This is a genomic window from Allochromatium warmingii (assembly GCF_900107145.1).
Classification (GTDB): Bacteria; Pseudomonadota; Gammaproteobacteria; order Chromatiales; family Chromatiaceae; genus Thermochromatium; species Thermochromatium warmingii.
On the sequence record NZ_FNOW01000002.1, the window covers coordinates 1 to 25739 of the forward strand.

Below are 25739 nucleotides of genomic sequence, written 5' to 3' on the forward strand. Positions count from 1 at the left end.
TAACGCCACGGACAACCTGTTTTGTTTAAATAAAAGATAGCATTCAAGATTTCGCGTAGATCACTTGATCTTGGGCGGCCTGTTGTATAAGGCTCAAGTTCTTCGAAGATTTTTTCGACAATCTCCCATTCTTCATCGGAGATATCGCTTGGATATTTTGGCGAAGAGTTTTTTTCTGAAGTCATATTCACGATATGAGTGGGGTTAATTAACTCGCAAAATTTGCCATATTCTCGAAAAAATCTACTTCAAAATCAATAGTTTAGTTTTTAGACAGACTCTTAGACGACGACAGTCCTTGCATCAATAGCGTTGCTTTTCAAGCGCATTGAAACCATGTTTGACCAGTTGTTTAGCGTCAGATTTGATATAGTCTATCGCAATCAATAAGTCCTATCGATTAGGGCACTACCGAAAAATCTTTCCAATCGCTCCATTCTCCCGCATCACCCCAACGCAGTTCGTGCTACACTATTCAGCTTTTGAAGACGCTGCTTGACTGCTGCCAAGCGGCGTCGTGACTTTTTATTGATAGGCGTGGCGCACGTGCGTGGCGTCCGCAGGAGAAATTCCATGCAAGTGTCGGTTGAAGCGGGCGAAGGTCTTGAGCGCCGGATGCGCGTCGAGTTGCCGTTTGAGGATGTCGAGTCTGAGGTCGAGAAGCGGTTGCGGCAGTTGGCCCCACGCGCCAAACTCGCCGGCTTTCGCCCCGGCAAGGTGCCGATGACCATCCTGCGCCAACGCTACACTGAACAGCTTCACCATGAAGCCTTCGGCGACATGGTGCAATCGAGCCTGTATGACGCCCTGCGTGAGGCGGCGCTGACTCCCGCTGGTATGCCGCATGTTGAACCGGATTTCGACATCGCCGCCCGTCGCATCGCCTATACCGCGATCTTTGAAATTCTGCCTGAAATCACGCTCGTTGAACTGAAAGATCAAGTCATCAAACGTCCAGTGAGTGAACTCACGGACGCTGATCTGGATGAGATGATCGAGCGTCTGCGCACGCAGCGTCAGACTTGGCAAGCCGCTGAACGTCCGGCACAGATCGGCGACCGTTTGACTATCGACTTTGTTGGCACCGTAGATGGTGAAGCCTTCGACGGCGGCTCGCTGGACAACTACACCGTCGAACTCGGCGAAGAGGATCTCATTCCGGGCTTTGAAGAAGGCTTAGTCGGCGTCAACGTCGGCGAAACACGCTCGCTCGATCTGACCTTCCCTGACCCCTATCACGACCAAAACTTGGCCGGTAAGCCGGTGCGTTTTGAGGTGACAGTGACCGCGATCAGCGCCCCCTGTCTGCCGGAAGTGGATGCCGAATTTGTCAAAGCATTCGGAGTCGAAGATGGCGATGTTGAGCGGTTTAAGGCCGATGTGCGCCGCAACATGGAGCGCGAATTACAGGAGCGTCTCACCGCCCGCACCAAAGAACGGGTAATGGACGTGCTCTATGAAGCCAACCCCATTGAATTGCCCAAAACGCTGATTGCCGAAGAACAGCGCACGCTGGTCAAGCAGATGCAGCAGGCGTTGGGCAACAACGCGATGCAGCTTCCGGTAGAGATGTTCGAGCCAGGCGCACGGCGGCGCGTCGCGCTGGGCTTAATCCTCGGGCAATTCATCCGCGATCACGAACTGAAAGCCGATCCCGAGCGCGTGCGTGCCGCTGTTGAGCGTATCGCAGCCAGCTATGAGCAGCCGGAGCAGGTGATCGAGCATTACTATAAAAATGCTGAACATCTGAGTGCCGTGCGGGCGCTGGTGCTTGAAGAACAAGTCGTCGAGCTGGTGTTGCAACAGGCGCAGGTCGAGGACGAACCCTTAACCTTTGCCGAGTTGACTGTACAAGCCTAAAACATATCCGCTCACGCACCGATCCGCCTGCGGCGGTGCGCAACTCGCGGCCACACGCCGCCGAGCTGACCGCCGCCGCCATCGCCACGCTTGACCGTCTTTCCTTTTTTACTTCAACAATCAAGCCCAAGAGTCCAGCCATGAGCACACCCCTGAGCCGCACCGATTGGCAGCCCCAAGGTCTGGGACTGGTGCCCATCGTCGTCGAGCAGACCGCACGCGGTGAACGCTCGTTTGACATTTATTCGCGTCTGCTCAAGGAGCGGGTCATCTTTCTCGTCGGCCCGGTCGAAGACCACATGGCGAATTTAGTGGTCGCACAACTGCTGTTTCTTGAGTCAGAAAATCCCGATAAAGACATTCATCTTTATATCAATTCACCCGGCGGTTCAGTCACGGCTGGACTGGCGATTTATGACACCATGCGCTTTATTCGCCCCGATGTCAGCACCATGTGCATTGGTCAGGCGGCGAGCATGGGCGCATTGCTGCTGGCTGGCGGCGCAGCGGGTAAACGCTTCTGTTTGCCGCATTCGCGCATGATGATTCATCAGCCGCTCGGTGGTTTTCAGGGTCAGGCGACCGATATTGAGATTCACGCCCGCGAAATTCTTTATATTCGTGAGCGGCTCAATCAAATTTTGGCGCATCACACCGGACAGTCGATTGAAAAGATCGCTGATGATACAGATCGTGATCGGTTTATGGACGGTGAAACCGCCCGCGAATATGGGTTAATCGATCAAGTCATCAGCGAGCGCGGCCCAGCGACGCCCGCCAAAAAAGCCTAATGTTTTAATGTTTGGTTATGATTGACCCGCGAAGCGTCCAAACTGGGCGCTGCGGTTGCTTGCCAGACCACCCTAAATGCTTAGATTGAACTCCGCCTCAATCGGAATGCAGGATTTGCATTGCCTCACAGCCCCCCGGAGATTTTCCCCCGATGAGTAAGAGCGACGACGGTAAACTGCTCTATTGTTCCTTCTGCGGTAAGAGTCAGCACGAAGTGCGCAAGCTCATCGCTGGCCCGTCGGTATTCATCTGCGATGAATGTGTCGAACTGTGCAATGACATCATTCGTGAGGAGATGGAGGAAAACGCCGCTGAAACGACCAGTCATCTGCCCAAGCCGCGTGAAATTAACGCCAAGCTCGATGAATTTGTCATCGGTCAAGAGAAGGCCAAAAAAGTCCTCTCGGTTGCGGTCTACAACCATTATAAGCGGCTCGAAGTCGCTGAAGCTAAAGAAGATATTGAAATCGCGAAAAGCAATATTTTGCTCATCGGGCCGACTGGTTCGGGCAAAACCTTGCTGGCTGAAACGCTGGCGCGGTTACTCAATGTGCCGTTCACCATCGCCGATGCGACCACACTGACCGAAGCCGGTTATGTCGGTGAAGATGTCGAGAACATCATTCAAAAGCTGTTGCAAAAGTGCGATTACGATGTCGAAAAGGCGCAAACCGGCATTGTCTATATCGACGAGATCGACAAGATTTCACGCAAGTCGGATAACCCGTCGATTACCCGCGATGTGTCGGGCGAGGGTGTGCAGCAGGCGCTGTTAAAACTCATTGAGGGCACGATTGCCTCGGTGCCGCCGCAAGGTGGGCGCAAGCATCCCCAGCAAGAGTTTTTGCAGGTCGATACCTCAAATATTTTGTTTATCGTCGGCGGTGCTTTCGCGGGCCTTGATAAGGTGATTCAGAACCGCTCGAAAAAAACCGGCATCGGTTTTTCGGCTGAGGTGCAGAGCAAGGACGATACGCGCCAGATCAGCGAATTATTAAGCGCGGTTGAGCCGGAAGATCTGATTCGCTACGGCTTGATCCCCGAATTTGTTGGGCGCTTGCCGGTGATGGCGACGCTGGAAGAACTCGACGAAGCGGCGCTAACGCTGATTTTGACCGAACCCAAACACGCGCTGGTTAAGCAATATGCGCGGTTGTTTGAGATGGAAGGCGTGCAACTGGAAATCCGCGATGATGCGTTGCGTGAAATCTCGCGCAAGGCGATGGAGCGCAAAACCGGCGCACGCGGACTGCGTACCATCATGGAGCAAGTGCTGCTCGACATCATGTACGATCTGCCGTCGATGGATCATGTCAGCAAGGTCGTCATCGACGCCTCGGTGATCGGCGGCGAAAACAAGCCGTTTTTGATCTATGATCGGATTGAGAAGCAGGCGGCTGCCGGAGAGTGAACGGTTGCGCGGTGCGGTGCTGGACGTGTTGGTTAACCGCAAAGAGCACAAAGTACGCTAAGGCTTGTTTGATTCAGTAAAGACGTGCTTGGGTGACTGGGCTTCGGCATCGTCACTCAAGCCAAGCCACCGACCAACATGCTGCCTGTGTTGAACCGCGTACCACCCGCCCCGATCCTCTCAGCTGACTTATCCTTCCGACGTTCCAGATCGCGCTTGGCCTCGCTGCCGGGGAACGTCGCCGCTAACGAGAACAGGTTTCCATGGCTCAAAACATCTCCGCTTCCGCTCGTGAGCGATCCGTCCAGCAGGAAGTTCCGGTACTGCCTCTGCGCGATGTGGTCGTGTATCCGCACATGGTCATCCCGCTGTTTGTTGGGCGGGATAAATCGATCCGTGCGCTTGATGCGGCGATGGCGACCGATAAGCAGATTTTGCTGATTGCGCAAAAAAGCGCCGATGTCGATGAACCGCGTGTCAAAGATCTCTATGAGATCGGCACCCTGGCTAATATCCTTCAGTTGCTCAAGTTACCCGACGGCACCGTTAAGGTGCTGGTTGAGGGCAGTCAACGCGCCCAAATCGACCGCTTTTTGACCACGCAAGAGGCCTTTTCGGCGCTAATTCGTCCAATGTCGGAAACGCTGGAAATGGACGAGCGCGAGCAGGATGTATTGATGCGCTCGGCGCTGGCGCTGTTCGATCAGTACGTCAAGCTCAACAAAAAAGTGCCGCCTGAGGTGCTGACCTCGCTGGCAAGCATTGATGACGCTGGACGGCTGGCCGATACGATGGCGGCGCATATGGCGCTCAAGCTCGACGAAAAGCAGCGCGTGTTGGAGATGATCGACATTGCGTTGCGGCTCGAACACCTGATGAGCCTGATGGAAGCCGAGAACGATATTCTCCAGATGGAAAAGCGCATCCGTGGACGGGTGAAGCGCCAGATGGAGAAAAATCAGCGCGAGTACTATCTCAACGAGCAGATGAAGGCGATCCAGAAGGAGTTAGGTGAGCTGGAAGATGCGCCCAATGAGATCGAAGATTTGGCTAAACGCATCGAGGCCGCTGGGATGCCGCGTGAGGCCAAAAACAAGGCGCTCGGCGAGTTAAACAAGCTCAAGCTGATGTCGCCGATGTCGGCAGAAGCGACTGTGGTGCGCAATTACATCGACACGCTCGTTAGCGTACCGTGGAAAAAACGCACCCGTATCCGCAATGACATTCAGGTCGCCGAATCCGTGCTCGATCAGGATCATTACGGGCTAGAAAAGGTCAAGGAACGCATCCTCGAATATCTCGCCGTGCAACAGCGCGTGCGCAAACTCAAGGGGCCGATTCTGTGTCTGGTCGGCCCGCCTGGAGTCGGTAAAACCTCGCTCGGGCAGTCGATTGCGCTCGCCACCAATCGCAAATTCGTGCGCATGTCGCTCGGCGGTGTGCGCGACGAGGCCGAAATTCGCGGTCATCGTCGCACCTACATCGGGGCTTTGCCGGGCAAGATTATTCAGAATCTGTCCAAAGCCGGTTCACGGAATGCGTTATTTTTGCTCGATGAAATCGACAAAATGGCGATGGATTTTCGCGGCGATCCGGCCTCGGCGCTGCTCGAAGTGCTCGACCCAGAACAGAATCACACCTTCGCCGATCATTATTTAGAGGTCGATTTCGACCTGTCCGAGGTCATGTTTGTCGCCACCGCGAATACGCTCAATATTCCACCGGCGCTGCTCGACCGCATGGAAGTGATCCGCCTGTCGGGTTACACCGAAGATGAAAAGGTCGCCATTGCGGAACGCTATCTGGTGCCCAAGCAGATGCGCAACAACGGCCTCAAGAGTTCTGAGTTGACCATCCGCGAGAACACGTTACGCGACATCATCCGCCATTACACCCGTGAAGCTGGCGTGCGCAATCTGGAGCGCGAGATTTCCAAACTCTGCCGCAAGGTGGTCAAAGAAGTCCTGCTCAAAAAGCGCGACACGGCCACCGTCATCACGCCCAAATCGCTGGAAAAATATCTCGGCGTGCAACGCTATCGCTATGGTCGTGCGGATGAACACGATCAGATTGGTCAGGTCACGGGCTTGGCCTGGACAGAGGTCGGCGGCGAGTTGCTGCGGATCGAATCGGCGCTGGTGCCCGGCAAAGGGAAGTTCACCTATACCGGTCAGCTTGGCGATGTGATGCAGGAATCGATTCAAGCCGCGATGACGGTGGTACGCGCCCGCGCCGATGCGCTCGGCGTGCCGCCGGATTTTCACAATCAGTTTGATATTCACATCCACGTCCCCGAGGGCGCAACGCCGAAAGATGGCCCCAGCGCCGGTGTGGCAATGTGTACGGCGCTGGTCTCGGCACTGACCAAGATTCCGGTGCGCTCTACGGTCGCCATGACCGGCGAGATTACGCTACGCGGCGAGGTGCTGCCCATCGGCGGACTGAAAGAAAAGCTGCTGGCGGCCCATCGCGGCGGAATCGAGACGGTGATTATCCCGCTCGAAAACGAGCGCGATCTGACCGAAATTCCCAAAAACATCAAGCAACATCTCAAAATCCATCCGGTGCGCTGGATCGACGCAGTGCTCGATCTGGCGCTCACCCAATCCCCTGTCCCTATTGAAGAAACCAAAATCGATGGGGACGCAGCGGTGCCCGCCGTAGAGGTCGAGGAAGCGGCAGACAGCACCCGCGAGCCGAGTGCGCGACTGCGTCATTAACCATGCGGGCGCGGTTGCGTAACAGTTAGCTGCAATTCCTAGTTGCTTCCCGCGCCCTCTGCGCATTAGGATGCTGGCACGATCGAGGCGCTCCCGACTGGAGCGCAGCGGCCTTTCTCAGCGGAGCGCATGGTTAGACCGTCTCCGCTCCAGTCGGGCAGTGCTCGACGCTGACTCGTTTTGTGAAGCATCAACCCGGGGATTCTGAAGGGGAAATCCATGAATAAATCCGAACTCATCGAAAAAATGGCCGAGGCCGCTGACATCTCCAAAGCCGCCGCTGGGCGTGCCCTGGATGCGTTGACTGATTCAATCGCTGTTGCATTGAAGGATGGAGATACAGTATCATTGATCGGGTTCGGTACCTTCTCGTTGAAAGAGCGTGCGGCCCGTACCGGTCGCAACCCGCAAACGGGTGCAACCATCGAAATCAAGGCATCGAAAACGCCTGCATTTAAGGCTGGTAAAGCACTCAAAGACGCGGTACAATAGTCGCTCGCTTCACAAGGGTGCTTAGCTCAGCTGGGAGAGCATCGCCCTTACAAGGCGAGGGTCGTAGGTTCGATCCCTACAGCACCCACCACAATTTGGAGCGGTAGTTCAGTTGGTTAGAATACCGGCCTGTCACGCCGGGGGTCGCGGGTTCGAGCCCCGTCCGCTCCGCCAACTTTAAGAGAACGGGGTATCCATCACATATGGATACCCCGTTTTTTTGTTTTCTGGATCTGGATTTTCGCCAATCACCATGCTTCAGACTATCCGCGAACGCGCTCAAGGTTGGATCGCTTGGGCTATCGTCATCCTGATTAGTATTCCTTTCGCCCTCTGGGGCATTCAATCCTATCTGGGCGTGGGCGGCGAGCCGATTGCTGCCACGGTCAATGGGGTCGAACTCCCTGAACGCGAGCTGGATCGGCGCGTGCAAGAAGCGCGGCTCGATCTGCGTGAGCGCCTCGGTGCCGACTATGATCCGGCGACAGTGGACGATCAGCAGCTCCGCGCCGAGGTGCTGGATACCCTGATTCAGGAAACCGTGCTGCTGGAGGCGGTCAAGCGTCTCGGGTTGCGCGTCTCGGATCAAGAGGTGCAACTGCAAATTCTCTCCGATCCGTCGTTTGTCAAAGATGGGCGGTTTGACAAAGAAACCTATGAGCGGTTGTTACGTTTTCAGGGGCTGACGCCAGCACTCTATGAAGCGCAGTTGCGCCAAAAACTCAGCGCAACGCAGTTGGTGCGGGCGCTTGCGAGTAGCGAGCTGGCCACGCGCACTGAACGCGATGCCTACAAGCGGCTGATGGGTCAGCGGCGTGAGATCAGCTATCTGCGTTTGCCGCTGGCGGCGCATCGCACGGAAGAGCCGCTCGATGAGGCGCGGATCACGGCCTATTACGACTCTAATCGCGCCCGCTTCCAGACGCCAGAACAGGTCAAGCTCGATTATTTGGTGCTCGATAGCGAGCAATTAGCGGCCAAAATCGAGGTCAGCGAGGACGAGTTGCGCCAGTTATATGCCTCCGATCAGGCGCGGTTTGTGCAGCCGGAACGGCGGGCGGTGCGGCATCTGTTGCTCAAGGTCGAAGATGGCGCAGACGCGGCAGCCGCACAGGCGGTTCTTGAGCAAATTCAGGCAATTCGAGCGCGGATTCAGGCCGGCGAGTCGTTCGAGGAGCTGGCGAAAACGCTCTCGCAGGATCCCGGCAGCGCCGCGCAGGGCGGATCATTGGGGATCATTGAGTCGGGGATCATGGTGCCAGCGTTCGATCAAGCGGCCTTTGCGCTTGCGGTCGGCGCAGTGAGCGAGCCGGTGCGCACGAACTTTGGCTATCACTTGATCGAAGTGACGCAGATTCAGCCCGCGACGACTCAGCCATTTGCGGCGGTGCGCGAGTCATTGCACGATCAGCTCACCAAGCAGCGGGCGGAAAGCCTGTTTTACGATCTGGCCGAGCGGTTGGCGACCATCACCTATGAATCACCTGAGAGTTTGGAACCAGCAGCGCAGGAACTTGGCTTGACGATTCAGCACAGCGATTGGGTCAGCCGCGAGCACAGTGAGCCAAGCGTGTTAGCGCATCCGAAGGTGATGGCGGCGGCGTTCCATGAAGAGGTTTTAGTAAATGGTCGCAACAGCGATTTGCTCGAACCGGAGCGCGACCGGCTGCAAGCGGTAGTGTTGCGCGTGGTGGCACATCGTGATGTGTCGGTCAAAGCACTCGCCGATGTGCGCGAGGAGATTAGCGCCGCGATTCGTGATGAACAGGCGCGGGTGGCGGCCAAAGCAGCGGCTGAGGCATTGGCAGAAAAACTGCGTGACGGTTCCGATTGGTCAGCCGCTGGCGCGGATTTAACGCCCGAATTGCCCGGGTTAGTGGATCGACAGAGCACAGCGGTGCCAGCCGGCGTGCTGGATGCCGCCTTTAAGCTGGCGGTGCCGACCGAGGGCGGTGTGAGTATTGGCACGGCGATTCTCGACGATGGGGATGCTGTCGTGGTGCGGGTGACAAAGGTCGAAGATGGTCAGATTGACGCGGAGACCGCCGACGCGGGCTTCTCAGCCGAAGCCTTTATCATCACCCAGATGCTCGGGCGTCAAGCCTATCTCAATGCGCTGGCTGATATGCAGTCGCGGGCAAAGATTGAACGGAAGGTGACGGCGACGGCTGAGGCGATGCCCTAACACTGCACCGCCTAACGCACACTCCCACGCCAGCGCGTGGGAGCGCGTCGGCACTAAAATGCCGCGTGGTTTAGCCCAGCCCGAGAATGTTGTACCCGGTATCGACATAGAGCACATCGCCGGTAATGCCCGAGGCCAGATCGGAGCACAAAAACGCCGCAGCGTTGCCGACTTCTTCAATCGTGACAGTGCGCCGCAGTGGGGTGCGTTCCTCAACCTGCTTGAGCATATCGCGGAAGTTGGAAATGCCCGCAGCCGCGAGCGTGCGAATCGGGCCAGCCGACACCGCGTTGACCCGCGTTCCGTGTGGGCCGAGGGATGCGGCGAGATAGCGGACGTTCGCCTCTAAACTCGCCTTCGCAATGCCCATGACGTTGTAATTGGGCACCGCTCGCACCGAGCCCAGATAGGTCATGGTCACCAGTGCGCCATTGCGACCGGCCATCAGCCCGCGTCCGGCTTTGGCCAGCGCCGCGAAGCTGTACGAGCTGATTTCGTGCGCCGTATTAAAACCTTCGCGGGTCACGGCGTCGATATAATCGCCTTCTAACTGCTCACGCGGCGCGAACGCAATCGAATGCACAATGCCGTCGAGACCATCCCAACGCTCGCCGAGCGCCTTAAACGCTGCGTCAATATCGGCATCCTGCGCCACATCGAGCGGCAGCACCAGATCCGAGCCGCACTGATGCGCCATCTCCTCAACCCGCGATTTGAGCTTGTCGTTTTGATAGGTCAGGGCGATTTCGGCTCCTTGACGGTGCATCGCTGCCGCACAGCCCCAGGCAATCGAGCGGTTGCTGGCCACGCCGGTAATCAGAATCTTCTTGCCTGCTAAAAAACCCATGCTGTTAATCTGCTCCATTTAACTTGAGCAAACTTGCTCAATGGATTTATCTGCACTTGGTTGACGCGGCGAACCGCCCAACTCAAGCCCTTGACGCTCAGTAGCGCCGGATTCCCTCAATCGATCAAGCTCTCCAAAGGTTTCATCCCCTTGCGGTAAAGCGCCAAACCGAAGCTTGGCCACTTGCAATGTCCTCTATCAGCTCGTCGTTAAACCGCTGTTAGCGGCCTCAAGCAATGCTCATCCTGAGCATCTGTCAACACATTTGAGCAAAAATCAGCGATCAGTTAGCAGCTCCCAGCGTCGGATCATCGATGGCGCTTTCCCGATCCGTTTTGCAAATTCGTTGATGCGATATACCTTGCTCATAAAAGCAAGTATAAGCATTTTTGAAAAAGAATCAAAGAACAGTTGTCAACTCTCGTGTTCAATCGTGGATGGAGCAAAAATCGCCGAACCCGTTGACAGTCGGGGCCGTGGTTGCAACAGTAACCAATCTTGTTATCTAGCGAAAGTGCAGGTTAAGCGTGCGCAACGGGATCAAATCATCGTGGTCGGTCATGCTCGGGCTGGTGGCGCTGGCGCTGACCGGCTGCGGTGAGTCGGCGTGGAATACGCCCTATCTGGCGGCGGATGCTCAGGCAACTGTTTATTACAGCTCATTTGCCGAGCGTCCGAAGCATCTCGATCCGGCGCGTTCCTACAGCGCAGATGAGTATGCGTTTTTGGCACAGATTTACGAACCGCCGCTGCAATATCACTTTTTACTCCGACCCTATCGCTTGGTACCGCTCTCAGCCGCTGCGGTACCTGAGCCGCGCTATCTCGATGCGGCGGGCCAGTCGCTCCCCAATGATGCGCCGGTTGCTGCCATTGCTTATAGCGACTATGTAATTCATGTGCAGCCGGGCATTCAATTTCAGCCTCATCCAGCTTTAGCGCGGACGGATGACGGGCATTATCGTTATCACACGCTGCATTCCGATGATTTAGCCGCTATTCAACGTTTAACAGATTTTACCGCAACCGGTACCCGTGAACTCACGGCTGCTGATTTTGTTTATCAAATTAAACGGCTCGCGGCACCCTGGACACATTCGCCAATAGCTGGATTATTGCGCGAGCATATTGATGGTTTCGCTGATCTTGCTGACCAGCTCGCCGCATATCATGCCCAGCCTGCATTAGAACGCATTGCGGCCCTGCGTCAAGCGCCGATTAGTGGCGTCAAAGTCATTGATAATCACACTTTTAGTATTCGACTCAAGGGCAAATATCCGCAATTTCTTTATTGGCTGGCGATGCCATTTTTTGCCCCGATGCCTTGGGAAGCTGATGTCTTTTATGCCCAGCCCGGACTAACTGAACGCAATATTACCCTTGACTGGTATCCAATCGGCACCGGGCCGTATCAACTCACTGAGAATGACCCTAATCGCCGCCTAGTGCTCGAACGCAATCCCTATTTTCACGGCGAGCGTTATCCCAGTGATGGTATGCCGGACGATCAAACCTCCGGCATCTTAGCGGATGCTGGCCAGCCATTGCCTTTTATTGATCGCGCAATCTATAGCTTAGAAAAAGAAGATATTCCGCGCTGGACGAAATTTCTTCAAGGCTATTATGACGCCTCGGGTATTGCTTCCGATGCCTTCGATCAAGCGATTCAAATCGACGCCGCTGGTGAATCCATGCTCACCGAGCAGATGCGCGAGCGTGGTATTTCACTCCTAACCTCGGTTGAGCCGTCGATTTATTATCTTGGCTTTAATATGCTCGATCCCGTCATTGGTGGCGATTCAGAACGTGCGCGGCTGTTACGGCGTGCGATTTCAATTGCGGTTGATTTCGAGGAATTTATTTCAATTTTCAGCAATGGGCGCGGTCTGATTGCGCAAAGTCCGCTCCCGCCTGGAATATTCGGTCATCGTGACGGTGAGGCAGGAATCAATCCCTTTGTTTATGAATGGCGGGCTGGCCGCCCGGAACGCCGTCGTTTAGAGGAAGCGCAAGTTTTAATGGAACAGGCAGGCTATCCTAATGGCATTGACAGCGCCACCGGCCAAGCACTAAGTCTCAATTATGAAGCGGTCGCCACTGGCCCAGATGATCGGGCGCGACTGAATTGGCTGCGCAAGCAATTTGCTAAACTGGGCATCGAACTTGTCATTCGCTCAACGGATTACAACCGCTTTCAAGAAAAAATTCGTACTGGCACCGGACAATTATTTATGTGGGGCTGGAATGCCGATTATCCTGATCCCGAAAATTTTTTATTTCTGCTGTATGGCCCGAATGCTAAAGTCAAACATCAAGGTGAAAATGCTGCCAATTATTCCAACCCCGAATTTGATCGCCTGTTTGACACCATGAAATATCTGGAAGACGGCCCCGAACGTCAGGCAGTGATTGACCGACTGGTTGAAATCGCCCGCCGTGATGCGCCCTGGATTTGGGGCTTTCATCCTAAATCATTCAGCCTGCATCATCGCTGGCTCCTCAATGCGCATCCGAATCAAATGGCTAATAACACGCTTAAATACCGGCGTCTCGATCCAGCACAACGCCAAGCCGCCCAGCGCGACTGGAATCCGCCCATTCTTTGGCCAGTGTGGGCAATAGGCGGTATCTGTGTGTTATGCGTGCTACCGGCATGGTGGATGGTGCGTCGCCGCGAACGGAGCACGGCATTATGATCGCCTATATTGTGCGCCGCCTGTTATATGCGATTCCAATTTTAATTGGCGTGAATCTTCTGACCTTTGTGCTATTTTTTGTCGTTAATTCACCGGATGATATGGCGCGGATGCACTTAGGCGAAAAGCGCGTGACCACAGAAGCGATTCAAAATTGGAAAGCCGAGCGTGGCTATGATCGCCCACTTTTGTATAACGCCGAAGCAGACGGTATAGCGCGTGTAACTGAGACGATTGTATTTCAGAAATCCATTAAGCTATTTGTATTTCACTTCGGTTCATCCGATGCCGGGCGCGATATTGGTTACGACATCTCTCAGCGCATGTGGCCGAGTTTAGCGATTGCCTTGCCAGTATTAGTCATCGGACTGGTTTTTAATATTAGCTATGCACTGTTGATCGTCTTTTTTCGTGCGACCTATCTTGATTGGGGAAGTGTTGTGCTGCTGGTAGCGATGATGTCGATTTCTGGACTGTTTTACATCATCGGCGGGCAATTCTTAATCGGCAAGTTGTGGCATCTGGTGCCAATTTCCGGTTATGACCCGGGCCTGAATGCTTGGAAATTTCTTATTTTGCCAGTAATGATTGGCGTGATAAGTGGCATCGGTGCCGGAACGCGCTGGTATCGCACGCTATTTTTAGAGGAAATCAGTCGTGATTATGTGCGCACTGCTCGCGCTAAGGGTTTAAGTGAACAGGTGGTGCTATTTCGGCATGTGCTGCGCAATGCGCTGATTCCAATTTTAACCGGTGTGGTGGTTGTTTTACCGCTGTTATTTATGGGCAGCTTGATTACTGAATCATTTTTCGGTATCCCTGGGTTAGGCAGCTATACCATTGATGCGATCAGTAATCAGGATTTTGCTATTGTGCGAGCGATGGTATTTCTCGGCGCAGTGCTCTATATCATCGGTCTAATTTTGACTGATATTTCATATACGCTGGTTGATCCACGGGTGCGTTTGGGTTAAATAATCTGAATACTGCAAGCGCGGCGCACATCGCTAAGACAGCCGTTCAGCCAGCGACAATTACTGTGACGACAATCCACTGATTCTTCGATAAAATCCCGCCTCAACTTGAAACACCCCGGACACAGCCTAACTCTGTCCGTGTGCTTAACCCCTCCCGCCGAGGAGCGTTGCAACCGCAATCCACAGTACGACGGATTCCGGCCAGGCTCGGTGGTCAGGCTTTCACTGTTCCAACGGCGCTCACTCACGTTCTATCGAAGGTTTTGATTCCACATGAGTGAGTTCACTGATTACAAAGTCGCCGACATCAACCTTGCTGACTTTGGCCGCAAAGAAATCGCCATTGCTGAGACCGAAATGCCCGGTCTGATGGCCATTCGTCGCAAATTCGCCGCCACTAAACCGCTGACCGGCGCACGCATCACCGGCAGTCTGCACATGACCATTCAGACCGCCGTGCTGATTGAAACGCTCGTTGATCTCGGGGCCGAAGTGCGCTGGTGTTCGTGCAATATCTTCTCGACCCAAGACCACGCCGCCGCCGCCATCGCCGCACGCGGCATTCCGGTGTATGCCTGGAAGGGCGAGACGTTGGACGAATACTGGTGGTGTACAGAACAAGTCATCAACTGGCCCGATGGCAAGGGGCCGAACATGATCCTCGACGATGGCGGCGATGCGACCCTTTTGGTTCACAAAGGTGTTGAGTTCGAAAACGCCGGAGCCGTGCCCGCGCCCACAGCGGACGACAATGAGGAATGGACAGCGATTCTCGGCGTACTGGGCCGCACCTTTGAGCGCAATCCGCAGCACTGGCACACGCTCGCTGCTGACATCAAGGGCGTGACTGAAGAGACCACAACTGGTGTTCATCGCCTCTACGACATGGCCAAAAACGGCACGTTGCTGTTCCCGGGCATCAACGTCAACGATTCGGTCACAAAATCAAAGTTCGATAACCTCTACGGCTGCCGCGAATCGCTAGTCGATGGCATCAAACGCGCCACAGACGTGATGATCGCCGGCAAGATTGCGATGGTCTGCGGTTATGGCGACGTGGGCAAAGGCTGCTGTCAATCGCTACGCGGACTGGGCGCGACCGTGTGGGTATCGGAAATCGACCCAATCTGTGCGCTGCAAGCGGCGATGGAAGGCTATCGCGTGGTGACAATGGATGATGCGGCACCGCTGGCGGATATTTTTGTGACTGCGACCGGTAATTTAAACGTCATTACGCATGATCACATGGCGGCGATGAAAAATCAGGCCATTGTGTGCAATATCGGTCACTTCGATAATGAAATTGATGTCGCCGGTATTACCCAATACCAGTGGGAAGAAATCAAACCTCAGGTCGATCATGTGATTTTCCCTGATGGCAAGCGGATTATTTTGCTGGCGCAGGGTCGCTTGGTGAATTTAGGGTGCGCAACCGGACATCCGAGTTTTGTGATGTCCAATAGCTTTGCGAATCAGGTACTGGCGCAAATTGAATTGTTCACCAAAACTGAGCAATATCCAATTGGCGTGTATGTGCTGCCAAAACATCTGGATGAAGATGTCGCACGGCTGCATCTCGAAAAGATCGGAGCCAAGCTCACAACGCTCTCTAAAACTCAGGCCGATTATATCGGCGTGGCAGTCGAAGGGCCGTATAAGCCGGAGCATTATCGCTATTAATTAGCGGCCATCTGCTTACAGCAACCAGCCTCCAGCTATTCTTTAATAAGTGTGGAGGCTGGTTTGTATTTAGGCTTTCTCAGCTATTTAGTGCCGTTTTGTATTACATGACAACACGGCCATCTCAATTCAAAACCGCCCGTCATCGGCGCTCGCTAGGCGCTTAGTCGGCTTGGCTGGCAGCCGGACGCTGGCGGCTGGAGGCTCTCAATGACTCACGTCTATAGCGTCGAGCTATTTCCCCCAAAAACTGCCGAGGGCATGAATAAACTCAAGCAGGATATTCCGCAGATTAACGCGCTGGGGCCAGCGTATTTCTCCGTGACCTATGGGGCCGGCGGCTCGACCCGCGAGGGCACCTTTGAAACCGTCGCTTGGCTTCGGTCACAGGGCATCGACACCGCGCCGCATCTGGCCTGCATCGGCTCGACCCGCGAGCAAGTGCGCGAAATTTTAGCCCAGTATCACGCGCAAGGTATTAACCGGCTGGTGGCGCTACGCGGCGATTTGCCGTCGGGTATGGGTGCAGGCAATAGCGGCGATTTTCGCTATGCCAATGAATTAGTGAGCTTTGTTCGCGCTGAATTTGGCGACGCTTTTAGCATCGAGGTTGCCGCCTATCCCGAATATCACCCGCAAGCGGGCAATCCGGCCCGCGATCTGGAAAACTTTAAGCGCAAAGTAGATGCGGGTGCGGATGCGGCAATTACGCAGTATTTTTATAACGCCGATGCTTATTTTGGTTTTGTAGAAAGCTGTGAGCGGGTCGGTCTCTCGATCCCTATTGTTCCGGGTATTATGCCGATCACCAATTACACGCAGCTTGCACGCTTTTCAGATACCTGCGGTGCGGAGATTCCGCGCTGGATTCGGCGGCGACTGGAAGGGTACGGCGATGATGTCGCAAGCCTGCGCGCTTTCGGACATGAAGTTGTCCTCGGATTGTGCCAACGGCTGATTGCTGATGGAGCGCCCGGACTGCACTTCTACACCATGAATCAATCGGGGCCAGTGACCTGCCTGTGGCGTGATTTGGGTTTGACGATCTGACGGATTGAACTGATGACATGCGACGCTATTAGCAGCGGACTCCAAAAGTTTGCGTTCAAGGCTTAACACGCAGTTTCAGTAAGGCTGCGTAACAGTTCGGCATTTCCTAACTTTCTCTCACAGATATTTACGGAAATATCGATTGATGCGTCGGTACCTGATGTTGCTTCGCTTGAGCGCCTGATGCAATACTCTTGATTCGGTTCGATAACCAAGAACCGAACGCTCTTTGATCAGTTCAGGTAGGCGGTTGTCAGCACGAGTTGCTGACGTAAAACTTGAAACGCACTGAAGCGTTTTGCGCTCGTAAACGCCTGTTTGCGAGCTTTGGGAGATACCCCCTCGCCTAGAAACAGGCGTGTATATGTTGCCAATCGGTCACTATTGGCAGCATAAAAGTATCGGTTACTATCGGCAGGCTAGGCCTGCTTGCTGGTCTCGCGTTCCGTTTCACACAGTCCATTGGTTCATCAACCACAGCAACCCAAAATTCAGGAGGGTTTGTCGTGACAACGTCCGCAACAAAACAAGGCTCGCTGATGTACGCACTGTTCCCGCTCGTCGTTCTCTATGCTGGCACCGTCGCGCTCTTTGCGCTCACACGCGGCAACACCGGCAATATCGCGGTGTTCTGGGGCTATTTTGTCCCAGTCATCGGCGTGATCTCGCTGATTACTGCTTGGGGCAATGCCTATGCGCGAGGCGATTCGCGTCTGTTTTATCTCATCAAGCAAATCATTATCTGGGGCGCGTTTAGCTGGGTGCTGACCATCCTGCACGCGATGGGCGTTGATGCGGCGCTTGGCGGTCAGAAAGCAGCGGTTACGCTGATTCTGATGACAGCGTTGGTCGCGCTGCTGGTCGGGCTGTATCTGGACACCAAGATGGTGTTTTATGGTGCGTTCTTGGGTTTTTGCGGCTATCTGCTGGCCAGCCCAACGCACTCGGCGATTTTGGTCAAGATTGGCGCACCGTTCAAAGTCGTCGATCCGGCTAACAAGCCTGTGACGATGGTGATTGCCGTGGCGATTGTCGCCTTCCTCGTCGCTGCGTTCTTGCTGTTGAGCACGCGCGGTTCGGTTGCGGCGAAGTCGTCCTGAAAGCGAGCGGCCCGCGCCCGCTCCTGACACAAGGATGTGTCCTTCTATCTGCTACACACCCCATGCTCCCCGCGCCCTTTTATTACCCCTTTCGTCTGCGGCTGCACGACACCGACGCCGCCGGGCGCTTATTTTTCGGGCATTTGTTCCGCTACGTTCAGGACGCACTCGAAGCCTTCATGGAACAGATCGGCTATCCGCTCGACGCCCTGCTCCGCGATGGTGAGATGTTATTGCCGCTGACCCACGCCGAAGCTGATTATCGCCGCCCGATGCGTCATGGCGATCATATTCGTGTTCAGGTTAGTGTGGTTGAATTGCGCCGTCGCTCATTTGCGCTGGGTTATCGTTTTCTCAACGCTGCTGATGACGAACTGGCCACCGCTCGCACCGTGCATGTATTGGTGATGCACGACACGCAGCTTGGCGAAGCCCTGCCGGATGCGTTACGTGTCGCACTTGCGCAACGGCTCATCTAATTTAGACAGGATTAACAAGATTGTTCAGGATTGACAGGATTTTTTATTAAAAATTATAGAAATCCTGTGCATCTTGAAACATCCTGTTAATCCTGTCTAAAAAAATTGCTATTTACACAGCCCTCGCGCACTCTGCCGTCGGCAGCGCCAGCTTCTGCCCCTGTTCATCCAGCCGCACAAAGGTAATGGCGGTCGAAAAGATCGGCTCTTCGCGTCCGGTCTCCAGATCGTCGGCATACACGTTGACATCATAGGTGAGCGAGGTGCGCCCGCGGCGGCATTCGAGCACCACAAACCGTAGCACCGCGCCCTGTGCCACGCCGCGATGAAACTCGACGCGATCCATGCCGATGGTCACAAAGCGACAGCCAGGGTTGTCGCGGCTGGCGGCAATCCAAGCGATTTCATCGACCCATTTGAGCAGACAGCCGCCGAATAGATGGCCGTATTGATTGAGATGTTCCGGTCGAACAACGGTGTAACTTTCCATTTTGATTCCATCACAAGCGTTCAAAAATAACCTGTCCGAGGTCGCAGTTCTCGGATGACTCCGGTAACAGGTTCGGATAGCATCCGCGTCTTAATACGCGGTTTCAATCTTCGCGCTCAACGCGGTTTGCACGAGAAGTGATTGATGTTCACCAACCTCCGTCTGTGGGTCAACTACATGATCGGTGCCGGGGCAGCAATTTTGCTCGCCGTCTCGGTGTTGTCATATTTTAATCTGCGTGCGCTCGATGCGCTGACGCTGGAGGCCGAGCATACTGAGCTTCGCCAACACGTTGCGGCGATGCGATTGGATGTCGCTGCCGAAACCCGGCTGGCTGAGGCGCTCAGTGCGCTGGTGGCCACGATTCCCGAGGTGCAGCAACGCTTTGCCGCTGGGGATCGCGATTGGCTACGCACGCAACTGCTCCCGCCCTATGCCAAGCTAAGTCAAGAATACGGCACAGTGCAGTTTCAGTTTCATACCCCGCCCGCCACCTCATTTTTGCGCCTGCATCAGCCGGAAAAATTCGGTGATGATCTCGCCAGCTTCCGGCATTCGGTCGTCGATACCAACACCCGCCTTCAGCCAAATCGCGGGCTGGAATCCGGCGTGGCCGGGCTGGGCGCACGCGGTATGGTGCCGGTATTCAATCAGGAGCAGCATCTGGGATCGGTTGAATTTGGCTTGAACTTCGGCCCAGCGTTTTTTGAGGCGTTTAAGCAGCGCCACAGCGTCGAGGCGGCGTTGCATCTGATCCGCGATGGGCGCATTGCTACCTTCGCCAGTACTGCTGGGGAACGGCCATTGCTCGATGATGCGGTGATTCTCACCGCTGCCGCTGGAACGCCACAGTATGCGCAACGTGAGCTAGGCGGGCGACCGCTGGCGGTTTATGTCGAAGCGATACAGGATTATGCCGGCCAACCACTCGGCGTGATCGAAGTGGCAATGGATCGCACCCATTACACGCTGATTTGGCAGCTGGCGTTGCAGCAAGCGATCTGGATCGGGGCGCTGGTGCTGTTGAGTGGACTGCTGCTGGCGCTGTTTTCGGCGCGGGTGTTGGCGCGGCGGATTCAGCAAGTCACCGAGAGCGTCAACCGCGTGGCGGCTGGCAATCTGGCGCGTGAGATTACCTTGAACGGTCGCGATGAGCTGGCCGAGTTAGCTGAGGCGACGGAACGGATGCGCCGTCATCTGCGCGATCTGGTCGCCGAGGTCGAACACAATGCGCAATCGGTGCATGAAGCGGCGCGGCAGATTGCCCAAGCAGTCGATAGCCAAGCGGCGACATCGAGCGAGATGTCGAGTTCGGTCGCTGAAATTACTTCGACAATGGAAGAGCTGTCGTCGTCATCGGCGCAGATTGCGGAATATTCTGGCTCAGTGGTCGAGATCGCCCACCGCACCTATGACGGCAGTCGTCAGGGTGAGGAATCGATGCGCCATCTCGTCGATAAGATGGAAGAGATTCGCCACGATAATCAAATCTCGCTCCGAGAAATCGTCGATTTGGGTGGTAAATCGAAGGAAATCACGCGGATCATGGAAATCATCGACACCGTGGCCGATCAAACCAAGCTGATCGCGTTCAATGCCGCGCTGGAAGCGTCCTCAGCCGGTGAAGCGGGGAAACGCTTCGGGGTGGTCGCCGCTGAGATTCGCCGTCTCGCCGATTCGGTGAGCGAATCAACCGCCGAGATTGCCCACAAAATCGGCGAGATTCAGGAAACCATCGGGCGGCTGGTCATCACCTCCGAAAAAGGCTCAGTCGGCATTGAGCAGGGCTTAGATGCTTCGGCGCATACCGCTGATTTTCTTCATGAATTAGTCCAAACGGCGAGCGAGACCACCAGTTCGGCGCAGCAAATCAGCCTCTCGACCCAGCAGCAGCGCACCGCCAGTAATCAAGTCGTGGTGGCGCTGAAAGAAATCGTCACCGCCAGCGCCGATACCGCTGATTCGGTGCGGCGCATCTCGCTGGTGGCGCAGAGCATGATTCAGTTGTCCACCACGCTCAACAGTCAGGTTGAACGCTTTGTGCTCGACGAGACGACCGAGGCCGCGTCCCGACACGCGCCGCCTAACCCCGTGACGCCGAGCACCCCAGCATGAAGCCGATTCGGGTTCTGGTGGTTGATGACAGCGCGGCGGCACGGGCGCTGATTCGAGCGTTGCTGGAATCGGTGCCCGAGGTCGGGTTGCAAGTCTGCGGTGAGGCGGCCAACGGGCGCGAGGCGTTAGAACTCACGCTCCAACTGCAACCGGACATCATCACGCTCGATCTCAATATGCCCGAGATGGACGGCTTGACCGCCATTGAAGAAATCATGGCGGTGCGTGCAACGCCGATTTTGGTGCTCTCAGATCAAGCCGATTCGCGCAATGCCATGTCGGCAGTGGCACGCGGGGCGCTGGAGGCAACGGCTAAACCGACGCTCGATGATGATGGCGCATTGGCGCGGCACTTGCGGATGCTCGCTGGAGTGCCGGTGATTCGGCATATTCGTCGCCAATCGTACACCGTCAACACGACGGATTCGGCACCCGCGCCCGCTGCGGTTCCGGTCAGTTCTAGTTCTTCTAGCTCTAGCTTTGCGCCCGCGCTGTCGCACACGCGCATCATCGTGATTGCCTCTTCGACCGGCGGCCCGCAAGCACTCGCGGCGCTGCTACCGCAACTGCCAGCAAACTTTGCCACACCGATCTTGATTGCCCAGCATTTGTCGGTCGGCTTTGCGGCAGCAATGGCCAGTTGGCTCGACGATCTCTGTGCGCTCAAGGTTGTGGTGGCGGCTGACGGTCAATCCCCGCAACCCGGACATGTCTATCTGGCCGATCCGGTGGGGCATCTGCTGCTGAACGCCGAGCGTCGGCTCCAGTATGTAACACCGGAGAGCCGCGACATCTATCATCCCAGTTGCGACCGGCTGCTGTCCTCGGTGGCGGCGAGCTATCGGCGGCAGGCGCTGGGCGTGATTCTCACCGGCATGGGCCGCGATGGGGTACGCGGACTGCTCGACTTGCGAGCGGCGGGCGGTCACACGCTGGCGCAGGATGAAGCCAGTTCGTTGATTTTCGGCATGAACCGCGAGGCGATTCTCGCCGGAGCGATTGAACAAATACGTCCGCTCGATGAGATCGCCGAGGTGCTGTGTCGCTTCGTGGGTCAGGCGGCCTGATGAACCTCGACGCGCTGCTGAACTTTATTCATACACATTTGGGACTGAATGCCGGGCATTATGGTCAGGAAGCCTGGCGCGAGCTGTTGCTCAAACGCATCGCCACTGTTGGCGATCCTTCGCCGGACGCCTACTTGATCCGGTTGCAGACCGATGAACGCGAATTACACACGCTCACCAGTCTCATCACCATCAACGAAACCTATTTTTACCGCGAACCGCAACATCTGCGGTTACTGACCGAACAGCTTTGCCCAGAACTGTTGGCGCAACGCCCAGCGGCGGGGCGGCCGGTGCGCATTCTCTCGGTCGGCTGCTCGACCGGCGAGGAACCCTATTCGATCCTGATGGCATTGCGCGAACGCTACGGCGAGCTGGCCGAGCAGTTATTTGAGATTAACGCCGGCGATGTGGATCGGGAAGTGCTCGACCGCGCACGCGCTGGACTTTACGGGCGGTTTTCGTTTCGGGCGCTGAGTCAGACGCTGCAAGACCGCTATTTCACGTCATGCGCGGCCAATCAGTTCCAGATCGACGCCCGCTTGCGGCAGCAGGTGCAGTTTCAGCCGTTCAATCTGCTGGCACCCGACTATCCGGCACAATTAGCCGATCAGGATGTGATTTTTTTTCGCAATGTGTCGATTTATTTCGACGCCCCGACGCGCCAGCGCGTGCAAGAACAGCTCAAGACGCTGCTGGTGCCGGGCGGGTATCTGTTCGTAGGCATCGCCGAGACGCTGGCCAATGATTTCGGCGTGTTGACGCTCCGCGAACGGCAGGGCATGTTTTTGTTTGTTAATGCGCCGCCGCCCAATTCCCCAAAACCGGAGAAACCGACAGCCGGACTCGCGCTCCCAGCGCCGCCCGGTGCGCGTAGCACGCGCCCTGCGCCATTGCGCCGTCAGCCGTCGCTCCGTCCAACGCCCACCGCGACCGCACGGCCACGCCAGCCGCTTGATGCTGACCGCGTGTTAACCGCTGCGCTCGCCTTAGCGCAAGCCGAACGCTATGCCGAGGCGCTCGCGGAACTTGCGCCGCTGGGTGCGCAGGCCATGCCGCCCGCCGAAGCGTTGGCGCTCAAGGCACATCTGTTGTTAGAACTGGAGCGCCTGCCTGCTGCCGTAGACAGTGCTCGGCAACTGCTGGAGCGCGATCCCTGGCGCATCGAGGCGCTGTTGTTACTCGGTCGCGCTGCACACCGTCAAGGGCAAATGACTGAATCTATTGAATATTTGCGGCGGGCGGTTTATCACCAGCCGGAAGCGTGGCCGGCGCATTTTCAGTTAGCTGAGGTGTACAGCGCCAGTGGTCAGAGCGATTTAGCCCAGCGCGAATATCGCATCGTGCTGCGCCAGCTTGAACGCCCGGCGGCGTGTGTTACGCCGCAGGTGGCGCTAATCGGCGCACCGGCGTTGAGTTTGGGCGATTTGCGACAACTCTGTCAGATCCGGCTGCGTCGCCTCGATCCGCACGCTTGAAGACTGGTACGGCGCTATGGCCCTAGATATTAAAAAATTTCTCCCGCGTTTTACGGGCGAAGCCCGCGATCATTTGAGCCGCCTGACCAGCGGACTAACACCGTTGGCAAGCGGAGCGGCGCTCGACGGCGAGACGCTCAACGAATTATTCCGCGCCGCGCACACGATCAAAGGCTCATCGCGGATGCTCAAGCTCACGAGCATCGCTGACACGGCGCATCAACTCGAAGAGGTATTGGGCGCACTGCGCGAGGGGCGGATTCAAACCGACGCGACGCTCGGCGCATTGCTAGTGCGCGGACTCGATGCCCTGAGCGCCTTAGTCGAGACAGTGGAAGCCAGTGGCGGTGCATTGCCGCCCGCTGATGCCGAACTCTGCGCGGCGCTGGCAGCGGCGGCGCTCGGTGAAGCGGTGTCATCAGCGGATGCGCCAGCGCCAGCCCAATCCACTCCAACTCCGGCTTCGGCTCCCAACCCCGTCCCGTCATCACCGCCTGCGACCGCGCAAACCACCGCCGCACCGCCTGCTGAATCTGCCGCGCCTACCCGTCTGCGCACGCCGGATAGTGTGCGGGTGCGGATGGATAAGCTCGACGAACTCATCAAGCTCATGGGCGAGGTCGTCTCCAATCAAGCCAAATTGCGCCAAAAACTGTTTGAAGCGCGGACGCTCGATGCCAGTCTGAGCGCACTTGCGGCCCTGAGTCTCGATGCTGAACGCGAACCCCTGACCACGCAAGCGAGCGCGGTGCATCAATTCACGCTGGCACTACGCGATCTGGTGCAAGAACAAGAGCGGCTGACGACGGAACTCAACGACCGCGCTTTAGTGATGCGATTGTTGCCGTTGGCGATTGTCTTTGACCCCATCGCTCCGCTGGCGCGGGAACTCGGACGCGAGCTGGGCAAAGACGTGCAGTGCGCCATCAGTGGCGGGGAAATCGAACTCGACCGCCAACTGATTGACCATCTGAGCGACGCGCTGGTACATCTGTTGCGCAATGCGATTGACCACGGACTGGAAACACCCGCCGAGCGGCTTGCCGCCGGTAAGCCACGACTGGGGCGGATTCGGCTCAGTGCGCGACAGGACGGCAACGGTCTGCTGATCGAACTCGAAGATGACGGGCGCGGGCTGGATCGTGAACGGATTTTGGCCAAAGCCCTGCAAAAAGGCTTGATCGACCCAGCCCGTGTCGCGACGCTCGACGAGGATGCGGTGGCGGAATTGATCTTTCAGCCCGGCTTTAGCACCAGCGCGATTATTACTGACATCTCGGGGCGCGGCGTCGGGCTGGATGTGGTCAAGCGGGCGATTGTCGAGAACCTGCGCGGCGCGTTGTCGATCTCGACGCGCCCGGACGCGGGCACCCGCTTCGGGCTGCGCTTGCCGATTTCATTGGCGGTGATGCGCGTGCTGCTGTTTGAAGCGGGCGGGCGGGCGTTTGCGCTGACGGCGCATCAGATTGCCGAATTGATCCGCCTGCCGCCGGAGCAGGCGATTCAGATCGGCGACCGTCCGGCGATGGTATTGCGCAATGAATTTTTGCCGCTGGTGCGCCTGACCGATCTGCCCTCGCTGCACGCCGTAGCACCAGCGGAGAGCGGGCGCGGCTGGCTGGTTGTGGTGATTCAAGCGGCGCAGACCAAACTTGGACTGATTGTGGATCGGCTGCTGGATGAACGCGATATGGTCATCAAACCCTTGCCCGCGCATCTGCGGGCCAGTGGACTGGTCGCGGGGATGGTGGTCACGGGCGACAATGCGTTAGTGAGCGTGCTGCAAGCGTCGGCGCTGCTAGAACTGGCGCGGCGGTTGCGCGGCGAAACGCCGATTGTGATTGCCGAGCGGTCGGCGATACGGCACACCATCGGCGGTCAACATCTGCTCGTCGTCGATGATTCGTTGAATACCCGCGAGATTGAACGCGAGATTCTCGAAGCGCACGGCTATCGCGTCACGCTGGCTGAAGATGGACTCGACGGCTGGCAAAAAGCCCTCGGCGGGCAGTTTGACGCGGTGATTACCGATGTTGATATGCCCGGACTGGATGGATTTTCGCTGGTCTCGCGCCTGCGCGGACATGAGCACTATCGGTCAACGCCGATTGTCATGGTCACGTCGCGGCAAAAGCCGGAAGATAAACAACGCGGCGTGCAGGTTGGCGCGGATGCCTACATTGTCAAAGGCGACTTCAATCAATCCAGTTTGGTCGATACACTCAGTAATCTGTTAGGTTGATTTAGAGCTGCCAGCTATCAGCCGCCAGCTTCCAGCAAAAACAAAAAAAGCTAATAGC

General features: G+C 56.3%; 19 protein-coding genes, 2 tRNA genes and 1 riboswitch. Of the genes, 18 read left to right on the plus strand and 3 right to left on the minus strand.

Annotated elements, in window-relative coordinates:
* Positions 1–185 (minus strand): transposase (locus tag BLW10_RS00735; protein ID WP_143116984.1); only part of this gene is annotated, 185 nt, incomplete at its 3' end.
* 388 nt (positions 186–573) lie between these two features.
* Here BLW10_RS00735 and tig point away from each other — a divergent pair.
* The 8 genes from tig (at position 574) to BLW10_RS00775 (ending at position 9460) form a co-directional block, all read left to right on the plus strand.
* Positions 574–1860, plus strand: coding sequence for a trigger factor (gene tig, locus BLW10_RS00740; protein WP_091331533.1), 1287 nt, complete (start codon positions 574–576; stop codon positions 1858–1860).
* Between the two features lie 140 nt (positions 1861–2000).
* Positions 2001–2651, plus strand: coding sequence for an ATP-dependent Clp endopeptidase proteolytic subunit ClpP (clpP, locus tag BLW10_RS00745; protein WP_091331535.1), 651 nt, complete (start codon positions 2001–2003; stop codon positions 2649–2651).
* A gap of 152 nt (positions 2652–2803) precedes the next feature.
* Positions 2804–4063 carry an ATP-dependent Clp protease ATP-binding subunit ClpX gene (gene clpX / locus BLW10_RS00750; RefSeq protein WP_091331537.1) on the plus strand — a complete coding sequence of 420 codons (1260 nt, stop codon included), beginning with the start codon at positions 2804–2806 and terminating at the stop codon, positions 4061–4063.
* A 263-nt stretch (positions 4064–4326) separates the two neighbouring features.
* A complete protein-coding gene (gene lon, locus BLW10_RS00755) occupies positions 4327–6783 on the plus strand; it encodes an endopeptidase La (protein WP_091331539.1) in 2457 nt (818 codons plus the stop codon).
* Between the two features lie 204 nt (positions 6784–6987).
* Entirely contained in the window at positions 6988–7275 is a 288-nt protein-coding gene (locus tag BLW10_RS00760; RefSeq protein ID WP_342707490.1) for an HU family DNA-binding protein, read from the plus strand.
* 15 nt (positions 7276–7290) lie between these two features.
* Positions 7291–7366 (plus strand) — tRNA-Val (locus BLW10_RS00765).
* 6 nt (positions 7367–7372) lie between these two features.
* Positions 7373–7449: transfer RNA gene (locus tag BLW10_RS00770), tRNA-Asp, on the plus strand.
* 79 nt (positions 7450–7528) lie between these two features.
* Positions 7529–9460 (plus strand): SurA N-terminal domain-containing protein, encoded by a 1932-nt coding sequence (locus tag BLW10_RS00775; protein ID WP_091331543.1) that lies wholly within the window; start codon positions 7529–7531, stop codon positions 9458–9460.
* A gap of 70 nt (positions 9461–9530) precedes the next feature.
* Here the strand turns inward: BLW10_RS00775 and BLW10_RS00780 are convergent, their stop codons facing one another.
* Positions 9531–10307 (minus strand): enoyl-ACP reductase FabI, encoded by a 777-nt coding sequence (locus tag BLW10_RS00780; RefSeq protein ID WP_091331704.1) that lies wholly within the window; start codon positions 10305–10307, stop codon positions 9531–9533.
* Between the two features lie 560 nt (positions 10308–10867).
* Between BLW10_RS00780 and BLW10_RS00785 the strand changes: the two genes are divergently transcribed.
* The 6 genes from BLW10_RS00785 to BLW10_RS00810 all read left to right on the plus strand — a co-directional run bounded on the left by BLW10_RS00785 (position 10868) and on the right by BLW10_RS00810 (position 18289).
* Entirely contained in the window at positions 10868–13003 is a 2136-nt protein-coding gene (locus tag BLW10_RS00785; protein WP_091331705.1) for an ABC transporter substrate-binding protein, read from the plus strand.
* Complete coding sequence (locus tag BLW10_RS00790; protein ID WP_091331707.1) at positions 13000–13977, plus strand: ABC transporter permease; 978 nt, start codon at positions 13000–13002, stop codon at positions 13975–13977. The genes BLW10_RS00785 and BLW10_RS00790 overlap by 4 nt, the downstream gene beginning before the upstream one ends.
* Before the next feature lie 156 nt (positions 13978–14133).
* Positions 14134–14229, plus strand: a riboswitch (S-adenosyl-L-homocysteine riboswitch).
* 24 nt (positions 14230–14253) lie between these two features.
* Positions 14254–15660, plus strand: a complete 1407-nt coding sequence (gene ahcY, locus BLW10_RS00795; RefSeq protein ID WP_091331545.1) for an adenosylhomocysteinase — start codon at positions 14254–14256, stop codon at positions 15658–15660.
* A gap of 210 nt (positions 15661–15870) precedes the next feature.
* Positions 15871–16710, plus strand: coding sequence for a methylenetetrahydrofolate reductase [NAD(P)H] (gene metF, locus BLW10_RS00800; protein WP_091331547.1), 840 nt, complete (start codon positions 15871–15873; stop codon positions 16708–16710).
* A 506-nt stretch (positions 16711–17216) separates the two neighbouring features.
* On the plus strand, positions 17217–17810 hold the full coding sequence (locus BLW10_RS00805) for a hypothetical protein (RefSeq protein WP_245709038.1): 594 nt from the start codon (positions 17217–17219) through the stop codon (positions 17808–17810).
* Between the two features lie 62 nt (positions 17811–17872).
* Positions 17873–18289, plus strand: a complete 417-nt coding sequence (locus tag BLW10_RS00810) for an acyl-CoA thioesterase (RefSeq protein WP_091331551.1) — start codon at positions 17873–17875, stop codon at positions 18287–18289.
* A 112-nt stretch (positions 18290–18401) separates the two neighbouring features.
* On the opposite strand, the gene BLW10_RS00815 is transcribed toward BLW10_RS00810, so the two are convergent.
* Positions 18402–18779 carry an acyl-CoA thioesterase gene (locus BLW10_RS00815; protein ID WP_091331553.1) on the minus strand — a complete coding sequence of 126 codons (378 nt, stop codon included), beginning with the start codon at positions 18777–18779 and terminating at the stop codon, positions 18402–18404.
* A 144-nt stretch (positions 18780–18923) separates the two neighbouring features.
* Between BLW10_RS00815 and BLW10_RS00820 the strand changes: the two genes are divergently transcribed.
* From BLW10_RS00820 to BLW10_RS00835, 4 genes are read left to right on the plus strand one after another with little or no spacing between them, the layout of a single operon-like run.
* Complete coding sequence (locus BLW10_RS00820; RefSeq protein ID WP_091331555.1) at positions 18924–20894, plus strand: methyl-accepting chemotaxis protein; 1971 nt, start codon at positions 18924–18926, stop codon at positions 20892–20894.
* Positions 20891–21961: a chemotaxis-specific protein-glutamate methyltransferase CheB gene (cheB, locus tag BLW10_RS00825; protein ID WP_091331557.1), complete on the plus strand. Its 1071-nt coding sequence runs from the start codon at positions 20891–20893 to the stop codon at positions 21959–21961. Before BLW10_RS00820 ends, cheB begins: the two co-directional genes overlap by 4 nt.
* Positions 21961–23439: a CheR family methyltransferase gene (locus BLW10_RS00830; protein WP_091331558.1), complete on the plus strand. Its 1479-nt coding sequence runs from the start codon at positions 21961–21963 to the stop codon at positions 23437–23439. Before cheB ends, BLW10_RS00830 begins: the two co-directional genes overlap by 1 nt.
* A 16-nt stretch (positions 23440–23455) precedes the next feature.
* Positions 23456–25681 (plus strand): hybrid sensor histidine kinase/response regulator, encoded by a 2226-nt coding sequence (locus BLW10_RS00835; protein WP_091331560.1) that lies wholly within the window; start codon positions 23456–23458, stop codon positions 25679–25681.
* Positions 25682–25739 lie beyond the last annotated feature (58 nt).